The sequence below is a fragment of the Streptococcus mitis genome (genome assembly GCF_016658865.1).
GTDB classification, from domain to species: domain Bacteria; phylum Bacillota; class Bacilli; order Lactobacillales; family Streptococcaceae; genus Streptococcus; species Streptococcus mitis_BT.
Genome location: NZ_CP067992.1, coordinates 1068528 through 1085923, shown reverse-complemented (window position 1 = coordinate 1085923; position 17396 = coordinate 1068528). Strand labels below are relative to the sequence as shown.

Here is a 17396-nt window from a genome sequence, read left to right as displayed (position 1 = left end):
TATGTTTCGATTAACCAATAAGTTAGCGGTATCGAACTTGATTAAAAACCGCAAACTCTACTATCCTTTTGCGCTGGCTGTTCTCTTGGCAGTCACCGTCACCTATCTCTTTTACTCCCTAACCTTCAATCCCAAGATTGCTGAAATCCGTGGAGGAACAACCATTCAGGCTACACTTGGATTTGGTATGTTTGTCGTCACCCTTGCGTCAGCCATTATCGTCCTCTATGCCAATAGTTTTGTCATGAAAAATCGTTCCAAGGAACTGGGGATTTATGGCATGTTGGGATTGGAAAAGCGCCATCTAATCAGTATGACCTTTAAGGAGTTAGTGGTATTTGGGATTCTAACTGTTGGAGCGGGTATCGGTATTGGAGCCTTGTTTGACAAGTTAATTTTCGCTTTCTTGCTCAAACTGATGAAATTGAAGGTTGAGCTGGTTGCTACCTTCCAAATGAATGTTGTTATTGCAGTACTTGTTGTCTTTGGATTGATTTTCCTAGGCCTCATGTTCCTGAATGCCCTTCGAATCGCCCGTATGAATGCCCTCCAGCTCTCGCGTGAGAAAGCAAGCGGAGAGAAAAGAGGTCGTTTCCTACCTCTCCAAACTATTCTTGGTTCCATAAGTTTAGGGATTGGCTATTATCTTGCCCTTACAGTAAAAGATCCTCTGACAGCCTTAACAACCTTCTTCTTAGCTGTTTTGCTAGTTATCTTTGGCACCTATCTCTTGTTTAATGCAGGGATTACCGTTTTCCTTCAAATCTTAAAGAAAAACAAGAAATACTATTACCAACCTAATAACCTCATATCTGTTTCCAACTTGATTTTCCGTATGAAGAAAAATGCGGTTGGGCTAGCAACTATCGCTATCTTGTCAACAATGGTTTTGGTAACCATGTCAGCAGCGACAAGTATTTTCAATGCTTCAGAATCCTTTAAGAAAGTGATGAATCCGCATGACTTTGGCATTACTGGACAAAATGTTGAAAAAGAAGATTTGGACAAACTCTTGAGCCAGTTTGCAAGTGACAAAGGTTATAGTGTCAAAGAGAAAGAAGTGCTTCGTTACAGTAACTTTGGTATTGCAAATCAAGAAGGAACCAAGTTAACCATTTTTGAAAAAGGACAAAACCGTGTCCAACCTAAAACAGTCTTCATGGTATTTGACCAAAAAGATTATGAAAATATGACTGGTCAAAAGCTTTCTCTATCAGGGAATGAGGTCGGTCTTTTTGCCAAAAATGACGGACTGAAAGGACAGAAAGCTCTAACTCTAAATAACCATCAATTTTCTGTCAAAGAAGAATTTAATACAGATTTTATTGTCAACCATGTCCCAAATCAGTTTAATATTTTTACTACTGATTACAATTACCTTGTTGTTCCGGATTTACAAGCCTTTTTGGAACAATTCCCAGATTCGGCTATCTATAATCAGCTGTACGGTGGTATGAATGTAATAAATGTCAGTGAAGAAGAACAACTCAAGGTCGCTGAAGAATATGAAAACTACCTCAACCAGTTTAATACTCAATTAAACACAGAAGGTAGCTATGTGTATGGTAATAATCTAGCAGATGCTAGTGCTCAAATGAGTGTCCTCTTTGGCGGTGTCTTCTTTATCGGTATTTTCCTATCCATTATCTTTATGGTCGGAACCGTTCTGGTCATCTACTACAAACAAATTTCTGAAGGCTATGAAGACCGTGAGCGCTTTATTATCTTGCAGAAAGTAGGTTTAGATCAAAAGCAAATCAAGCAAACCATCAACAAACAGGTTTTAACTGTTTTCTTCCTTCCTTTGCTTTTTGCCTTTATACATCTAGCCTTTGCCTACCATATGCTTAGTCTGATTTTAAAAGTGATTGGTGTAATAGATACGAATATGATGTTGATTGTGACCTTGTCTATCTGCGCTATCTTCCTTATCGCCTATGTATTGATTTTTATGATTACTTCAAGAAGCTATCGCAAGATTGTACAAATGTAAAAAAGATACCTCGACTTGAAAATCGAGGTATTTCTTGTATTTTATACTCAATGAAAATCAAAAAGCAAACTAGAAAGCTAGCCGCAGGTTGCTCAAAGCACTGCTTTGAGGTTGCAGATAGAACTGACGAAGTCAGTAACCATATATACGGCAAGGCGAAGCTGACGTGGTTTGAAGAGATTTTCGAAGAGTATTAAATGCTGAAAAGTTGTCCGAGTATGAAAGTAACTCCCATGGTTAAAAGACCAATAGCAAGGTTCCGAATCATAGCCGTTTTGGTTGGTGCTTTTCCAAGTTTGGCACTAGTGTAACCAGTGAGAAGAAGGGCCACACCGACGATAAGGACAGTAACAGGGATGCGGTATTCACTTGGGAAAATGGTAATTGAAAGCATGGGTGGTAAGCTACCAAGGAAAAAAGAAATAAAGCTAGAGATAGCAGCGTGCCAAGGATTGGTAAACTCTTCATACTCTATCCCATATTTTTCCTCTACCAAAGCCTTGAGTGGATTATTTAAAAAGGCTTTGTTGGTGAGAAGTTGGGCTGATGTTTCACACTCGCCATTTTGAATATAGGCAGCGTAGAGAGACTTTTTAGCTAGCTCCATGTCTTGGTCTAGCAAGACTTGCTCACGCGCAACGGCTGCTTCCTCGGTATCTTTTTGAGTTGAAACGGATACATATTCTCCACCAGCCATTGAAAAGGCACCAGCTAAGATAGCCGCAAAACCTGATAAAAAAATAATCCAGATATTGCTCGTAGCACTAGCAACCCCAATAACTACACCAGCAATGGAAATAATTCCATCATTGGCACCAAGAACACCAGCACGCAGGATATTTAAACGACCTGCAAAATTTGAATCGATTTCGTGATTTGTTTCTGACATACTATTCTCCTTTTTATCCAGTATAAAGGAAACAGCTAATGAAATCAATCTTTTAAAAGTATCTGAAAAAAGTTGCACGATTTTAATTTTACGAGTTTTTTAAAAGATAGAAACAGCACTAGCTAGTAGAGAAGGATAAAAGAGAAACAAAGCTGATAGACTAGTCCTTTTTCTACTTATCTATGGTATAATAGGAGGTAGATTTACTAATCGGAGTAAGAAAGATTTTATGATTAAACTAGTAGCAACGGATATGGACGGAACCTTCCTAGATGAGAATGGACGCTTTGATATGGACCGTCTCAAGTCTCTCTTGGTTTCCTACAAGGAAAAAGGGATATACTTTGCGGTGGCTTCGGGGCGCGGATTTCTGTCACTAGAAAAATTATTTGCTGATGTTCGTGATGATATTATTTTCATCGCGGAAAATGGCAGTTTAGTGGAGTATCAAGGTCAGGACTTGTATGAAGCGACTATGTCTCGTGACTTTTATCTCTCAACTTTTGAAAAGCTGAAAACGTCTCCTTATGTAGATATCAATAAACTGCTCTTGACGGGTAAGAAGGGTTCTTATGTGTTAGATACGGTTGATGAGACCTATTTGAAAGAGAGTCAGCATTTTAATGAAAATATCCAAAAAGTAGCGAGTTTAGAAGATATCACAGATGACATTTTCAAATTTACAACCAACTTCACAGAAGAAACGTTAGAAGCTGGTGAATCTTGGGTAAACGAAAACGTTCCTGGTGTTAAGGCCATGACAACTGGCTTTGAATCTATTGATATTGTTCTGGACTATGTCGATAAGGGAGTGGCCATTGTTGAATTAGCTAAAAAACTTGGCATCACAATGGATCAGGTTATGGCTTTTGGAGACAATCTTAATGATTTGCATATGATGCAGGTTGTGGGACATCCTGTAGCTCCTGAAAATGCACGACCAGAAATTTTAGAATTAGCAGAGACTGTGATTGGTCACCATAAGGACCAGTCGGTTATAGCTTATATGGAGGGTTTATAATGGCAGATATAAAATTGATTGCATTGGACTTGGACGGGACCTTGCTGACTACTGATAAAAGGTTGACGGATCGTACCAAGGCAACCCTGAAAGCTGCACGTGATCGTGGTATCAAGGTCGTATTGACAACTGGTCGTCCCTTAAAAGCCATGGATTTCTTTCTCCATGAGCTAGGGACTGACGGCCATGAAGATGAGTATACGATTACCTTTAATGGTGGTTTAGTTCAGAAAAATACAGGTGAAATCCTTGATAAGACAGTCTTTTCATATGATGATGTAGCACGCTTGTATGAGGAAACAGAGAAATTATCACTTCCTCTTGATGCCATCTCAGAAGGAACTGTTTATCAAATTCAATCAGACCAAGAAAGTCTTTATGCCAGATTCAATCCAGCTTTGACCTTTGTTCCAGTGGATTTTGAAGACTTATCTAGTCAAATGACTTATAATAAATGCGTCACTGCCTTTGCTCAAGAACCCTTGGATGCAGCCATTCAGAAGATTTCTCCAGAATTGTTTGACAAATATGAAATCTTTAAATCACGAGAAATGTTGCTAGAGTGGTCACCAAAGAATGTTCATAAAGCAACAGGCTTGGCAAAACTAATCAGCCATCTTGGAATCGACCAAAGCCAAGTCATGGCCTGTGGTGATGAGGCCAATGATCTTTCTATGATTGAATGGGCAGGGCTCGGTGTTGCCATGCAAAATGCTGTTCCTGAAGTCAAGGCAGTCGCAAATGTAGTGACTCCAATGACCAATGATGAAGAGGCTGTCGCCTGGGCTATCGAAGAATATGTGCTAAAGGAGAACTAAGATATGGGATTATTTGACCGTCTATTCGGAAAAAAAGAAGAACCTAAAATCGAAGAAGTTGTAAAAGAAGCTCTGGAAAATCTTGATTTGTCTGAAGATGTTGAGCCAGCCTTAACAGAAGCTGAGGAAGTTCCTCAAGAAGAAGCAGAGGTTGAAAGTTCTGAAGAATCTGCGCTCGAAGAAGAGGATAATCAAGACACAGTTGAAGAAAGTCTGGATTCAGAACCAGCTGTAGAGGCTTCTCAAGAAGAAATAGAAGAATTTTCAAACTCAGAAGAAGTCTCAGATGAAGAGAAGCTTAAGCACGAAGGAACTGTAGAAGAAAATAGCTTTGAAGTGCTTGAAGCAGAAAGGTCTCAAGCAGAAGAAACTGTTCAGGAAAAATATGACCGTAGTCTCAAGAAAACGCGTACGGGATTCGGAGCACGCTTGAATGCCTTCTTTGCTAACTTCCGTTCTGTCGATGAAGAATTCTTCGAGGAACTGGAAGAATTACTGATTATGAGTGACGTCGGTGTGCAGGTCGCTTCGAACCTAACAGAAGAGCTCCGCTATGAAGCTAAACTCGAAAACGCTAAGAAGCCTGATGCACTTCGCCGTGTCATTATCGAGAAATTGGTTGAACTCTACGAAAAGGATGGCAACTACGATGAACAAATCCATTTCCAAGATGGCTTGACAGTCATGCTCTTTGTTGGTGTTAATGGTGTTGGGAAAACAACTTCTATCGGAAAACTAGCCCACCGCTACAAACAAGCTGGTAAGAAGGTCATGTTGGTTGCTGCAGATACCTTCCGTGCAGGGGCGGTAGCTCAGCTTGCTGAATGGGGCCGTCGTGTGGACGTTCCAGTTGTGACTGGACCTGAAAAAGCTGACCCAGCCAGTGTGGTCTTTGATGGCATGGAACGTGCTGTAGCTGAAGGTATCGATATTCTCATGATTGATACTGCTGGTCGTCTACAAAACAAGGACAACCTCATGGCTGAGTTGGAAAAGATTGGACGCATCATCAAGCGTGTTGTTCCAGATGCACCCCATGAAACCTTCTTGGCTCTGGATGCATCAACAGGTCAAAACGCTCTTGTACAGGCCAAAGAATTTTCAAAAATCACGCCATTAACTGGAATTGTCTTGACTAAGATTGATGGAACTGCTCGAGGTGGTGTGGTTCTAGCCATCCGTGAAGAACTCAATATTCCTGTAAAATTGATTGGTTTTGGTGAAAAAATCGATGATATTGGAGAGTTTAACTCAGAAAACTTTATGAAGGGTCTCTTGGAAGGCTTAATCTAATCAGAAGTAAAAATCCTGCAAGGCGTAAACTTGCAGGATTTTTTGTTATTCTAAACGATCATCTTGACGATAGGCGATATCTGGTTGCCAAGTCCATTTGGCACCGAATTTTTCAAGTAAGTCAAAGCTTGCTTGAGGTCCCATGCTTCCAGCTTTATAGTCATGAAGTGGGGCACCATTTTCAGCCCAGAGCTCTTCGATACGGTCAATCAATTTCCATGACGCACCAACTTCATCCCAGTGGCTAAAGTTAGTTGAGTTGTTATTTAAGACGTCATAAATCAATTTCTCGTATGGTTCTGGAGAAGCACCAGTTGCGGTCGCATCTGTACGGTAATCAAGTGAGTTAGGAGCCAAGTTGAACTCTTCTCCTACTTGCTTCCCATTTAGGCTAAGAGAGAAACCTTCTGTTGGCTGAATATAGATGGTCAAAATATTTGGAGCAAGTGCTTCTCCAAAGATAGAGTCCATTTGTTTAAAGACGATGTTGACATGAGTCCCTTTTTCAGTTAGACGTTTACCAGTACGGAAGAAGAAAGGAACGCCACGGAAGCGATCACTGTCCACAAAGAAGGCACCAGAAGCAAAGGTTTCAGTTGTTGATTCTGGATTTACATTTGGCTCGCTACGATAAGAGATGTATTTCATGCCATCAATCTTACCTGAACGGTATTGACCACGGATAAAGTATTCTTTAAGTTCTTCATCAGTTGGATGATAGAGGTTTTTAAAGACCTTAATCTTCTCAGCACGAATCTCGTCTTTTGTGAAGCTTGCTGGCTTGTCCATAGCAAGGAGAGAAAGAAGTTGTAGTGTATGGTTTTGTACCATGTCGCGGAGGGCACCAGATTGGTCATAGTAGCCACCACGCTCTTCTACACCCAAGCGCTCCGCAAAGGTAATTTGAACATTGTCGATAAAGTCCTTGTTCCACACATTTTCAAAAATCAAGTTTGCAAAGCGAACTGCAAAGATGCTTTGGATCATTTCCTTACCAAGATAATGGTCGATACGGAAAATTTGTTCTTCGTCAAATGTTGCTAGGAGCTCATCATTCAACTTGCTTGCAGTCGCGTAATCTGTACCAAATGGTTTTTCAACGATTAAACGTTCAAAACCTTTACCATCCACAATGTTTTCAGATTTGAGGTGTTTGGCAATAGTTCCAAAGAACTGAGGCGCCATAGACAAGAAGAAGAGCTTGTTGTGTTCAGCTTGGTACTTGTCATTTAGTTCAGCCTGCAATTGACGCAAAGCAATGTAGTGTTCTGTATCGTTGACATCATGACTTTGATAGTAGAAGTGGCTAGCGAACTCTTGAGCCTGTTCGGTACTATCTGCCAAATCAAGGATGGATTCGACTACAACAGATTCAAAATATTCCTTGCTCCAAGGACGACGGGCAGTTCCAATGACAGCAAAGTGCTCGGAAAGATTGCCGGATTTATAAAGTCTAAAAAGGGAAGGGTAGAGCTTGCGTTTAGCCAGGTCTCCACTCGCACCGAAAATTGTAACAATAACCTTAGATGACATCTAGCTACCTAATTTCTATTTTTATTCCTAGTCTTGCTAGGTATGAGGAAACCTCATTTCATAAACTTAATTCTAACATAATTTTCCGAAAAATCAAAAAATCCAATACGAGATAGAAAAAAACTGCAAGGAAATCCTTACAGTTTGTGTTTAGACGTTTAATACTTTGTCCAAGAACTCTTTCAGACGTGGGTGTTGTGGGTTATCAAAGATTTGATCAGGTGTTCCGTCTTCAAGGAATTCACCATCTGCAGTAAAGATAACGCGGTTGGCAACCTGACGGGCAAATCCCATCTCATGGGTTACGATAATCATGGTCATACCTTGCTCAGCCAATTCCTTCATAACGTTTAGTACGTCTCCAACCATCTCAGGGTCAAGGGCAGAAGTTGGTTCATCAAAGAGCATGATATCAGGATTCATTGCTAGTCCACGAGCGATAGCCACACGTTGTTTTTGACCACCTGATAGGCTATCTGGATTAGCATTAGCTTTATCTGCTAGCCCAACCTTGTCAAGCAACTCCATTCCCAATTTCTCAGCTTCTTCCTTAGTCATCAACTTGTGCTCAATAGGAGCAAAAGTGATGTTGTCCAATACAGACATGTGTGGGAAGAGGTTGAAGTGTTGGAAAACCATTCCAATATTTTCACGGACGTGGTCAACGTTGGTAGTTTTTTCAGTTAAGTCATAACCGTTCACAGTGATGTGACCACTAGTGACTTCTTCTAGAAGATTGAGGCTACGGAGGAAGGTTGACTTACCAGAACCTGAAGGACCGATGATACAAACAACATCTCCTTCATAGAACTTAGTTGTAATTCCTTTTAAAACCTCATTTTTTCCGTAGCTTTTGTGTAAATCATTTACATCAATTTTTAATTTTGCCATTAACGAATCCTCTTTTCTAAGCGTTTCGCTAGTTTAGTCAAAAGTGTGATAATTACAAGATAGAAGATAGCAAGGATTGCATACATCTTGAAACTTTGGTAGTTACGGGCAATGATAATCTTACCAGTTTGGAAGAGTTCAACCAAACCGATAGCAGATACGATAGTTGTATCTTTAAGAGCGATAACGAATTGGTTAACAAAGTTTGGCAACATCAATTTAGTTGCTTGTGGCAGGATAATCTTACGCATGGTTTTTCCATAAGAGATCCCCAAGCTTCGGCTGGCTTCCATTTGACCAACTGGAACGGCTTGAATACCACCACGAACGATTTCGGCGATATAAGCAGCTGCATTGAGTGAGAGGGCAATAGTACCAGCTACGAAGTCGTTAATTGGACTTTGTTGACCTGTCATAGACTCGATGAAGTTTGGAATTCCCCAGAAGATGAAGGCTGCAAGAATCATCAATGGAATACCACGGATAACGTCAACGAAAATCTCAGAGATGACGCGAAGAGATTTGTAGGGGCTAACGCTAAACATACCGAAGATAATCCCGATAACAATAGCAATAGCAAATGAGATAAGAGCTAGAGCAAGAGTGATACCAAGTCCGCTAAGGAGTTGTTTGTAGTTGTTTTGAAGCAAGCCCCAGATAGTTGTCTCATCAACAGTGCTTGTTGAAGCAGTTGAAGACTCACTAGCTAGGTATTTATCAAGAATCTTTTGGAATTCTCCGTTTGCTTTAAGGTTTGCAAGTCCGTTATTGAACATTTCAATCAATTCTGGATTTGCTCCTTTTTTAACGGCAAAGGCTGTTTCACCGATTGGAGTTTTCAATTTTTGACCTTGACTGATAGAATATTTGAGAACAGGTTCATCATCCATAACGGCATCGATTGCTCCAGTATTTAAACTGTCATACATTGAAGAACCATCAGCGAAGGTTTTGATTTTGTAACCGTATTTGCTTTGATTTTCTGTTAGGAAGGTTTGAGAAGCAGTCCCGTTTTTAACACCGACTGTCTTCCCTTTTAAATCTTCATAAGAAGCAATGGTGCTTGATTCTTTTACACCGAGGATAGTATTGGCTGTGTAGTAAGATTCTGAGAAATCAAAAGTTGCCTTACGAGCATCTGTGACAAACATACCTGCAATGATACCATCTGCTTGACCAGCCTGAACAGCGCTGATAGCAGCATCAAAACCAGGGTTGGTGATTTCAATTTCGAAACCTTGGTCTTTAGCGATGGCCTTAATCAAGTCCATATCAATACCAGTAAATTGGTTGCTTGAGTTTTGGAAAACAAAAGGTGCAAAAGAAGAATCGCTGGCAATGATGTATTTAGCTTTAACAGGAGTTGCTTTTAGACCAGCTGCAGTAGTTGTGGTTGGCACTGCTGAAGAAGATGATGCAGTCCATTTCTTGATGATTTTATCAAGACTACCATCTTTTTTCATTTCAGCCAAGGCTTGGTTAAATTCAGTAACAAGGTGTTCGTATTTGCTTCCTTTTTTAACACCGAAAGCAAAACTTCCTACAGCTTCACCATCCATTTCAATATGGAGGTCTTGACCTTGGTTAATAGCATACTCGATAACAGGTTTGTCATCCATCATGGCATCAATGGCACCAGCACTCAAGCTGTTGTTCATCAAATCACCAGTGTCAAATGTTTTAATACTAAAGCCGTATTTGTCCTTAATACTTTCAAGGAAACGTTGAGCGGCAGTTCCATTTTTAACCCCAACAGTTTTACCAGACAATTGGTCATACTGACTAATCTTGTGTGCCTTAGTAGTGGCAATGACAACTTTTGTATCATAGTAAGTATCAGACATGGTGAAAACTTTTTCACGTTCTGCAGTTTTTGTCATTCCAGCCATGATAGCGTCAGCTTGACCAGCTTGAACCGCATTGACCGCTGCGTCAAAACCAGGATAAGACATCTGAATGTTCCATCCTTTAATCTCAGCGACTTTGTTGATAATATCAACATCAATTCCTTTATAAGTTTGATCTGAATCTTTAAACTCAAAAGGTGCATAGGCGGTATCAGACACAATCTTAATTGTTTCTGCTTTAGCAATACCTAATGAGAAAATTGGGAATAAAATTAGCAAAAATGCTAGAAAATTTTTCTTCATTTTTAGTCTCCTTTTCCGAATATTTTCCCATTATATCAGAAAAAACTAAAAAATGCAAATCTAGGGGCTTTTATGTTATATCTTCTAACATAAAAGCCCTTTATTTCTTTCTTGAACTGTGACCACAAAGTGCTATAATAATAGTATATAATGGAAGAAAAGAGGACTGAGATGTGAAGAACAAAAGAATTTTTAAAGACTTCCAAGCTTCTCAAATGCGGTTAAACCTTTACACAAGCCCCTTGTTAGCCTTTGCTTTTGTCTTTATTGGAGAGTTTGTGGCTTATACTTTATATGGTATTAGTTTGTTAGCTCTCATCGGACTTGCTAGAAATTTTGGAGAGGCTGGTCAAGCTTTTGCAATCTACTTGCAGACCTTGCAGCAGAGCTTGATGGATAAAACAAGTGATTTTCGTTTAATTTTAGAATTGCTGGCCTTTGGTTTTATTCTCAACACTGTGTTCAGATGGACTAGAAAAGTTGAGAAAAGACCTATTCGAACCTTGGGATTTTATAGAGAGAATTTCCTCAGCAATCTTCTGAAAGGATTTGGGCTAGGTCTGGCACTTTTTCTTCTGACCTTGTTAGGTTTAGTAGCATTAGGGCAATATCGTTTTGAGTCCATTCATTTTAATCCTTATTCGCTTGCCTTTGTCATTTTTACCATTCCATTTTGGATTTTACAGGGGACAACAGAAGAAGTGGTGGCCCGTGCTTGGCTCCTTCCTCAATTGGCTTCAAGAACCAATCTAAAACTAGCTGTTGTTATATCTAGCATATTTTTTACCCTGCTTCATATGGGCAATTCTGGTCTAACACCACTATCTTTAGTAAATCTCTTCTTATTCGGAGTTGCCATGGCTCTTTACCTTCTCAAAACTGATACAGTTTGGGGTGTTGCAGGTATTCATGGAGCCTGGAATTTTGCTCAGGGAAATCTATTTGGGATTTTAGTTAGTGGTCAGCCGTCAGGAACATCGCTGATGACCTTTTTACCACAAGGCAATCAAGGCTGGCTATCAGGTGGATCTTTTGGTATTGAGGGTTCCATCATGACAAGTCTGGTCTTACTACTGCTGATTGTCTATCTCGCCTATCAATTAAAGAAAGAAAATGAAAGGATATGACTTTGGTCTGTCCTTTTCTTCGTGAAAATGCTACAAGTATGCTAAAATAGGAATAGCATATCGAGAGAGGATTCTTATGATCAATCGTATTACAGATAATCAATTTAAATTAGTATCAAAATATCAACCATCAGGAGATCAACCACAAGCTATCGAGCAGTTGGTTGATAATATCGAGGGTGGAGAAAAAGCTCAGATTCTGATGGGGGCGACCGGAACAGGGAAGACCTATACCATGAGTCAGGTCATTTCCAAAGTCAATAAACCAACTCTGGTTATTGCCCACAATAAAACTCTAGCAGGACAGCTTTATGGGGAGTTTAAGGAATTTTTCCCTGAAAATGCAGTTGAGTACTTCGTATCTTACTATGATTATTACCAACCTGAGGCCTATGTCCCTTCTAGCGATACCTATATTGAAAAGGATAGCTCTGTCAATGACGAGATTGACAAACTCCGCCACTCTGCTACTTCAGCCCTTTTGGAGCGTAATGATGTTATTGTCGTGGCCTCAGTCTCTTGTATCTATGGTTTGGGTTCGCCCAAGGAATACGCTGATAGTGTAGTTAGTCTCCGTCCAGGTCTTGAAATTTCTCGTGATAAACTCTTAAATGACTTGGTCGATATTCAGTTTGAGCGAAATGATATTGATTTCCAACGTGGAAAATTTCGAGTTCGTGGGGATGTAGTGGAGATTTTCCCAGCATCTCGTGATGAACACGCTTTTCGAGTAGAGTTTTTTGGAGACGAAATTGACCGTATTCGTGAGGTTGAGGCTCTGACTGGTCAGGTGTTGGGAGAAGTGGATCATTTGGCTATTTTCCCAGCTACTCACTTTGTGACCAATGACGACCACATGGAAGTTGCCATTGCCAAGATTCAGGCCGAGTTGGAGGAGCAGTTAGCTATCTTTGAAAAGGAAGGTAAATTGCTAGAAGCCCAGCGCTTGAAGCAACGTACAGAGTATGATATCGAAATGCTGCGCGAGATGGGCTATACCAACGGTGTTGAAAACTACTCACGCCACATGGATGGTCGTAGCGAAGGTGAGCCTCCTTATACGCTTCTTGACTTCTTCCCAGATGATTTCTTGATTATGATTGATGAAAGTCACATGACCATGGGGCAAATCAAGGGCATGTACAATGGAGACCGCTCGCGTAAGGAAATGCTGGTTAATTATGGTTTCCGTTTGCCGTCTGCCTTGGACAATCGACCTTTACGTCGCGAAGAGTTTGAAAGCCATGTGCATCAGATTGTTTATGTTTCAGCGACACCTGGTGACTATGAAAATGAACAGACCGAGACAGTGATTGAGCAAATCATTCGTCCGACAGGGCTTTTGGATCCTGAGGTGGAAGTCCGTCCGACTATGGGACAGATTGATGACCTCTTAGGTGAAATCAATGCCCGTGTTGAGAAGAACGAGCGAACCTTTATCACCACCTTGACCAAGAAAATGGCAGAAGACTTAACCGACTACTTCAAGGAAATGGGCATCAAGGTCAAGTACATGCACTCGGATATCAAGACCTTGGAACGGACGGAGATTATCCGCGACCTGCGCTTGGGTGTCTTTGATGTCTTGGTCGGAATCAACCTGCTCCGTGAAGGAATTGACGTTCCTGAAGTGAGCCTCGTAGCTATTCTCGATGCTGACAAGGAAGGTTTCCTTCGTAACGAGCGTGGACTCATCCAGACCATTGGACGTGCTGCCCGTAATAGCGAAGGGCATGTCATTATGTATGCGGACACTGTGACTCAGTCTATGCAACGTGCCATCGATGAAACTGCTCGTCGTCGTAAAATCCAGATGGCCTATAATGAAGAACACGGTATTGTGCCTCAGACAATCAAGAAAGAAATCCGTGATCTGATTGCTGTGACCAAGGCAGTTGCTAAAGAAGAAGACAAGGAAGTTGACATCAACAGTCTCAACAAACAAGAGCGCAAAGAACTAGTCAAGAAACTTGAAAAACAAATGCAAGAAGCCGTCGAAGTGCTTGATTTTGAACTAGCAGCTCAGATTCGGGATATGATGTTGGAAGTCAAGGCGTTGGATTAGAATATTACCTAAAGGAGAAAATATGTCCCGTTCCCAATTAACGATTTTAACAAATATTTGTCTGATTGAAGACTTAGAAACTCAGCGCGTAGTCATGCAGTATCGCGCTCCTGAAACCAATCGCTGGTCTGGTTATGCCTTTCCTGGAGGTCATGTTGAAAATAGTGAGGCTTTTGCGGAGTCTGTCATTCGTGAAATCTACGAAGAAACAGGATTGACTATCCAAAATCCTCAACTGGTAGGCATTAAAAATTGGCCTCTGGATACAGGCGGGCGCTATATTGTCGTTTGTTATAAGGCAACTGAGTTCTCTGGTACTCTTCGCTCTTCAGATGAGGGAGAAGTTTCTTGGGTGCAAAAAGACCAGATTCCAAACTTGGATCTGGCCTATGATATGTTACCCTTGATGGAGATGATGGAAGCTCCTGACAAATCTGAATTTTTCTACCCTCGCCGTACAGAAGACGATTGGGAAAAGAAAATTTTCTAGTCTTTTACTAAATAACCGAGCTGATCCAAGGCCTCCTCGATATATCGGAGGTCTTGTTGTGTTTCGGCTTCAACTAGGTGGTAATGGATGCCATCTGTCAATTCAGACAGAGGTCTAAAGTCAGAATGCTCGACTTGTTCTAGAAAATGTTGCACGTCTCGGCGACAAGACAGTTTCAGCAATGTTTCGATTTCTCCATAAACGGGATGGTCAATCAAGGTATTTTGAACACGCCCACCATTATCAACGATAGCAAGGAGTTCCTGACCGATTTCTTCAACTTCATGTTTCACTTTGAAAAGTTTGTGGACATATGGATTGGTTTCAATTTGCTTATAGACGTAGCCACGATTAGTGGATAGGATAGGAGCGCCATCGGCTCTCAAAATTGCAATGTCCTGCACAATGACCTGACGTGTGACATGAAAATGTTCCGCCAAACTTTGGCCGTTGAGGGCTTTAGGAGCTTCTTTCAAGAGTTGGAGCAGAGCTTGTTTGCGATCTTTTGTCATAGCTTTTCCTTTTTAACGGCGTTTTCGAAGCACTTTATAGACAGCTAGTGCTAATGTATAGTCTACCATACTATGGATAATTGTGCCAAATCCAACTAGTACAAATAGAACATAAAACATATTTTCTACATTGGTACCAGAAGTTGCGTAAAAAACGACACAGGCTAATACTTCAGCAAGGGCATGAACGACAGCTAACACAAAGTTAAAAATCCAGGAAGATTTTGGTTTATCTAGGGTATCGGGGAATTTTTGTAGGTAAAGAGCTCCTAGGGTACCAAAAACGATATGAGAGAAAGCTCGAAAAACGATAACCATAGGATAGCCAGCCATCAAAAATCCAAAACTAGAGGCTAGGATGACAAAAACTGCCATCAAGGGCGACAAGAACATAGCGATAAAAATAGCGATGTGGCTTCCTAAAGTATAGGAAGCAGGTGGAATGACGATCTTGAAAGGCATAACAATTGGAATCAAAATCGCAATAGCCGTTAAAAGGGCAGTCATTGTCATAAATTGTGTCTTTTTCCGTGTGTTCATAAGAATCTCCTTTTTAACTGTATATACACTAGTATAGTACTATAAACAAGATAATAAAGCAAGGATTTACTTAAGTTTATAGGCCATTTTAAATTAAATATTGGTAAAGATTTCACTAAAAAGGAACTACTTCAAACAAAATCTCCACCTTCAGGTTTGAAAGTGGAGATTGTTTTTATTTTTTCAAAGTCTGTAGTCTTGGAACAATGGCTAGGGTTAGAACTGCGGAAATGACTAATTCGGCAATCGAATTTGTTGAGATAACGGTTGCTAGGAGTTTTTGGATATTACCATCAAAAACATTTCCAAAAAGGTAGAAAATTCCACCAAGGACAAAGACTGTGTTGGTAAGTGAACCAAGGGCACCAGCTAGAATCAGACCAGTCTTGTTTTTCATTAGTTTATAGACTAGATAAGGAGTTAAACCAATCAAAATACGTGGGACGATAGCAATGATAGCTGAGTAGATGTTCCCGTTTGGGACGAATGGTGAGAAGAGGTAGCTTGTTGGTAGAATCGTAATCGTGTTAACAGTTAAGCTAAGAAGCCCCATCAAAAATCCAAGTGTAACCCCAACTCGAGGACCGTAGATAATGCTGGCAATAATGACAGGAATATGAACGATGGTTGGTTTGATTGGAAATGGAAAAAGGTTAAAGATAAGTGAGCTTAGAAAATGAATCACAAGCATGGTTGCAAAAAAGATAGCAATGGGTGCAATATTAGAGCGTTTTTTCATCGAGAGTTTCCTTTATTCTTTCTAAAATAATTGTGAGGTAGGCTAAAGCTCCTCGTCCATGGTCGCCACAAGCTAGTAGGGATTCCTTAGGAGCAATCAGCTGATAGCCGTAGCCTTCTAATGTTTTCAGATTAGCCTGAGTTGCTGGATGGTCATACATTTTTGTATTCATAGCTGGTGCGATGAGTTTGGGAATATGACTTGGCAAGGCTAGAGCCGTACTGGTCACCATGTTGTCCGCAAAACCGTGGGCTAGTTTTGCAATAGTGTTAGCAGTTGCAGGTACCACGATGAATACATCTGCCTTTTTTCCAAGTTCGATATGATTGATTTGATCTGGATAGGGTTCCTTCATGACATCTAAGTGGACAGGATTCTGTGAGAGTACCTGCAGTGTCAAAGGTTGAATAAACTCTGTAGCAGTCTGAGTCATTAAGACAGTGACTTGATGGCCTTGTTTTTTTAGAGAACTGACTAAATCTGCCGACTTGTAAGAGGCAATTGAGCCCGTTACAGCCAAGAGAATATGTGCCATAGCTTTCCTTTCTATGAATGATATGCTTGAATCTTTTCAAGGAGGAGTTTTGCAATTTCTTCTTTAGTCTGGACTGTTTGAAGATGATCTTTCTCAACAAAGATTGCGCGGTGCTGCTTTGCTGAAATTTGAGTCAGGTCATTTGCAATGATTAAGTCAGCTTGGTTCTTGATAAGACTTTTTCTAGCAATGTCAACCAGATGGTCTTCGGAAACATCAACCAGCAGTTTGAAACCAATCAGATGAATAGCAGGATTCCATTCCTTGACTAGAGAGATGATTTTGGGTGTTTTTTTCAGAAACAAAACTTGAACCTCATCAGTTGAAGAAATCTTAGCTTGATGATTCTGCTTGCTTAAAAATTCTTCTAGATTGGAGCTAGCCTGAACTTCCTCCATCCCCGTCATATAAACAGGAGTGTAATCAGATACGGCCATTGAATGAATCAAAACTTGATAATCACGAACACGTTCTTGCATTTCTAGAAGAAGGTCGTTGGTATTGTTAATTTCTCGAATACTTAGGTTGGGATGAGCTTCTGGCTTCAGAGCTCGTTTTGTCGTAATTAAACAAACTTCATGCCCATCAGCAAGCATGGTTTCAGTAATGATTTTCCCTAAGCGACCTGTAGAATGGTTAGTGATAGAGCGGACGCTGTCGATAGCTTCACTGGTACCGCCCGATGTAACTAAAATTTTCATAGCACTATTGTACACAAAAATAAACGGTAAGTAAAATGAAAGTGATAAATTTTTGGTAAAAACGAAGATTTACTATAGTTTCAAACTATAAAGCCATAT

16 protein-coding genes are annotated in these 17396 nt (G+C 40.5%); 7 read left to right on the top strand and 9 right to left on the bottom strand.

The features are described from left to right. Window position 1: 1 nt before the first annotated feature. Window positions 2-1993 carry an ABC transporter permease gene (locus JJN14_RS05285; protein WP_201058044.1) on the top strand — a complete coding sequence of 664 codons (1992 nt, stop codon included), beginning with the start codon at window positions 2-4 and terminating at the stop codon, window positions 1991-1993. Between the two features lie 193 nt (window positions 1994-2186). On the opposite strand, the gene JJN14_RS05280 is transcribed toward JJN14_RS05285, so the two are convergent. Continuing rightward, window positions 2187-2882, bottom strand: coding sequence for a VIT1/CCC1 transporter family protein (locus JJN14_RS05280; protein ID WP_094753126.1), 696 nt, complete (start codon window positions 2880-2882; stop codon window positions 2187-2189). Between the two features lie 229 nt (window positions 2883-3111). Here JJN14_RS05280 and JJN14_RS05275 point away from each other — a divergent pair, with 229 nt between their 5' ends. From JJN14_RS05275 to ftsY, 3 genes are read left to right on the top strand one after another with little or no spacing between them, the layout of a single operon-like run. Next, window positions 3112-3903, top strand: a complete 792-nt coding sequence (locus tag JJN14_RS05275) for a Cof-type HAD-IIB family hydrolase (RefSeq protein ID WP_201058043.1) — start codon at window positions 3112-3114, stop codon at window positions 3901-3903. After that, window positions 3903-4721, top strand: a complete 819-nt coding sequence (locus tag JJN14_RS05270) for a Cof-type HAD-IIB family hydrolase (RefSeq protein WP_201058042.1) — start codon at window positions 3903-3905, stop codon at window positions 4719-4721. Before JJN14_RS05275 ends, JJN14_RS05270 begins: the two co-directional genes overlap by 1 nt. Before the next feature lie 3 nt (window positions 4722-4724). Further along, on the top strand, window positions 4725-6014 hold the full coding sequence (ftsY, locus tag JJN14_RS05265; protein ID WP_201058041.1) for a signal recognition particle-docking protein FtsY: 1290 nt from the start codon (window positions 4725-4727) through the stop codon (window positions 6012-6014). 45 nt (window positions 6015-6059) lie between these two features. On the opposite strand, the gene zwf is transcribed toward ftsY, so the two are convergent. The 3 genes from zwf to JJN14_RS05250 all read right to left on the bottom strand — a co-directional run bounded on the left by zwf (window position 6060) and on the right by JJN14_RS05250 (window position 10588). Then, on the bottom strand, window positions 6060-7547 hold the full coding sequence (gene zwf, locus JJN14_RS05260) for a glucose-6-phosphate dehydrogenase (RefSeq protein WP_201058040.1): 1488 nt from the start codon (window positions 7545-7547) through the stop codon (window positions 6060-6062). Window positions 7548-7697: 150 nt separating this feature from the next. Beyond that, the gene (locus JJN14_RS05255) at window positions 7698-8438 is read right to left on the bottom strand and encodes an amino acid ABC transporter ATP-binding protein (protein ID WP_201058039.1); all 741 of its coding nucleotides are present in this window, start codon (window positions 8436-8438) and stop codon (window positions 7698-7700) included. Continuing rightward, window positions 8438-10588 (bottom strand): ABC transporter substrate-binding protein/permease, encoded by a 2151-nt coding sequence (locus JJN14_RS05250; protein WP_201058038.1) that lies wholly within the window; start codon window positions 10586-10588, stop codon window positions 8438-8440. Before JJN14_RS05250 ends, JJN14_RS05255 begins: the two co-directional genes overlap by 1 nt. Before the next feature lie 173 nt (window positions 10589-10761). Here JJN14_RS05250 and JJN14_RS05245 point away from each other — a divergent pair, with 173 nt between their 5' ends. The 3 genes from JJN14_RS05245 to JJN14_RS05235 all read left to right on the top strand — a co-directional run bounded on the left by JJN14_RS05245 (window position 10762) and on the right by JJN14_RS05235 (window position 14270). Beyond that, complete coding sequence (locus tag JJN14_RS05245) at window positions 10762-11715, top strand: CPBP family intramembrane glutamic endopeptidase (protein WP_201058037.1); 954 nt, start codon at window positions 10762-10764, stop codon at window positions 11713-11715. Between the two features lie 76 nt (window positions 11716-11791). Further along, the gene (gene uvrB / locus JJN14_RS05240; protein WP_201058036.1) at window positions 11792-13780 is read left to right on the top strand and encodes an excinuclease ABC subunit UvrB; all 1989 of its coding nucleotides are present in this window, start codon (window positions 11792-11794) and stop codon (window positions 13778-13780) included. Window positions 13781-13802: 22 nt separating this feature from the next. Next, window positions 13803-14270 carry an 8-oxo-dGTP diphosphatase gene (locus JJN14_RS05235; RefSeq protein ID WP_201058035.1) on the top strand — a complete coding sequence of 156 codons (468 nt, stop codon included), beginning with the start codon at window positions 13803-13805 and terminating at the stop codon, window positions 14268-14270. Here JJN14_RS05235 and JJN14_RS05230 read toward each other — a convergent pair. From JJN14_RS05230 to coaB, 5 genes are all read right to left on the bottom strand, one after another. Further along, the gene (locus JJN14_RS05230) at window positions 14267-14782 is read right to left on the bottom strand and encodes a transcription repressor NadR (RefSeq protein WP_070843033.1); all 516 of its coding nucleotides are present in this window, start codon (window positions 14780-14782) and stop codon (window positions 14267-14269) included. The genes JJN14_RS05235 and JJN14_RS05230 overlap by 4 nt on opposite strands. Window positions 14783-14794: 12 nt before the next feature. After that, the gene (locus JJN14_RS05225) at window positions 14795-15322 is read right to left on the bottom strand and encodes an ECF transporter S component (RefSeq protein WP_042751246.1); all 528 of its coding nucleotides are present in this window, start codon (window positions 15320-15322) and stop codon (window positions 14795-14797) included. A gap of 175 nt (window positions 15323-15497) precedes the next feature. Beyond that, the gene (locus tag JJN14_RS05220; protein ID WP_000747412.1) at window positions 15498-16061 is read right to left on the bottom strand and encodes an ECF transporter S component; all 564 of its coding nucleotides are present in this window, start codon (window positions 16059-16061) and stop codon (window positions 15498-15500) included. Beyond that, window positions 16045-16596 carry a phosphopantothenoylcysteine decarboxylase gene (coaC, locus tag JJN14_RS05215; RefSeq protein WP_201058034.1) on the bottom strand — a complete coding sequence of 184 codons (552 nt, stop codon included), beginning with the start codon at window positions 16594-16596 and terminating at the stop codon, window positions 16045-16047. The genes JJN14_RS05220 and coaC overlap by 17 nt, the downstream gene beginning before the upstream one ends. Window positions 16597-16607: 11 nt before the next feature. Continuing rightward, window positions 16608-17297 carry a phosphopantothenate--cysteine ligase gene (gene coaB / locus JJN14_RS05210; RefSeq protein ID WP_201058033.1) on the bottom strand — a complete coding sequence of 230 codons (690 nt, stop codon included), beginning with the start codon at window positions 17295-17297 and terminating at the stop codon, window positions 16608-16610. Window positions 17298-17396: the final 99 nt, after the last annotated feature.

Excerpts from the sequence above, each read along its gene's own strand:
- JJN14_RS05285 (WP_201058044.1), top strand. The coding sequence starts at position 2 with ATGTTTCGATTAACCAATAAGTTAGCGGTATCGAACTTGATTAAAAAC.
- JJN14_RS05280 (WP_094753126.1), bottom strand. The coding sequence starts at position 2,882 with ATGTCAGAAACAAATCACGAAATCGATTCAAATTTTGCAGGTCGTTTA.
- JJN14_RS05275 (WP_201058043.1), top strand. The coding sequence starts at position 3,112 with ATGATTAAACTAGTAGCAACGGATATGGACGGAACCTTCCTAGATGAG.
- JJN14_RS05270 (WP_201058042.1), top strand. The coding sequence starts at position 3,903 with ATGGCAGATATAAAATTGATTGCATTGGACTTGGACGGGACCTTGCTG.
- ftsY (WP_201058041.1), top strand. The coding sequence starts at position 4,725 with ATGGGATTATTTGACCGTCTATTCGGAAAAAAAGAAGAACCTAAAATC.
- zwf (WP_201058040.1), bottom strand. The coding sequence starts at position 7,547 with ATGTCATCTAAGGTTATTGTTACAATTTTCGGTGCGAGTGGAGACCTG.
- JJN14_RS05255 (WP_201058039.1), bottom strand. The coding sequence starts at position 8,438 with ATGGCAAAATTAAAAATTGATGTAAATGATTTACACAAAAGCTACGGA.
- JJN14_RS05250 (WP_201058038.1), bottom strand. The coding sequence starts at position 10,588 with ATGAAGAAAAATTTTCTAGCATTTTTGCTAATTTTATTCCCAATTTTC.
- uvrB (WP_201058036.1), top strand. The coding sequence starts at position 11,792 with ATGATCAATCGTATTACAGATAATCAATTTAAATTAGTATCAAAATAT.
- JJN14_RS05235 (WP_201058035.1), top strand. The coding sequence starts at position 13,803 with ATGTCCCGTTCCCAATTAACGATTTTAACAAATATTTGTCTGATTGAA.
- JJN14_RS05230 (WP_070843033.1), bottom strand. The coding sequence starts at position 14,782 with ATGACAAAAGATCGCAAACAAGCTCTGCTCCAACTCTTGAAAGAAGCT.
- JJN14_RS05225 (WP_042751246.1), bottom strand. The coding sequence starts at position 15,322 with ATGAACACACGGAAAAAGACACAATTTATGACAATGACTGCCCTTTTA.
- JJN14_RS05220 (WP_000747412.1), bottom strand. The coding sequence starts at position 16,061 with ATGAAAAAACGCTCTAATATTGCACCCATTGCTATCTTTTTTGCAACC.
- coaC (WP_201058034.1), bottom strand. The coding sequence starts at position 16,596 with ATGGCACATATTCTCTTGGCTGTAACGGGCTCAATTGCCTCTTACAAG.
- coaB (WP_201058033.1), bottom strand. The coding sequence starts at position 17,297 with ATGAAAATTTTAGTTACATCGGGCGGTACCAGTGAAGCTATCGACAGC.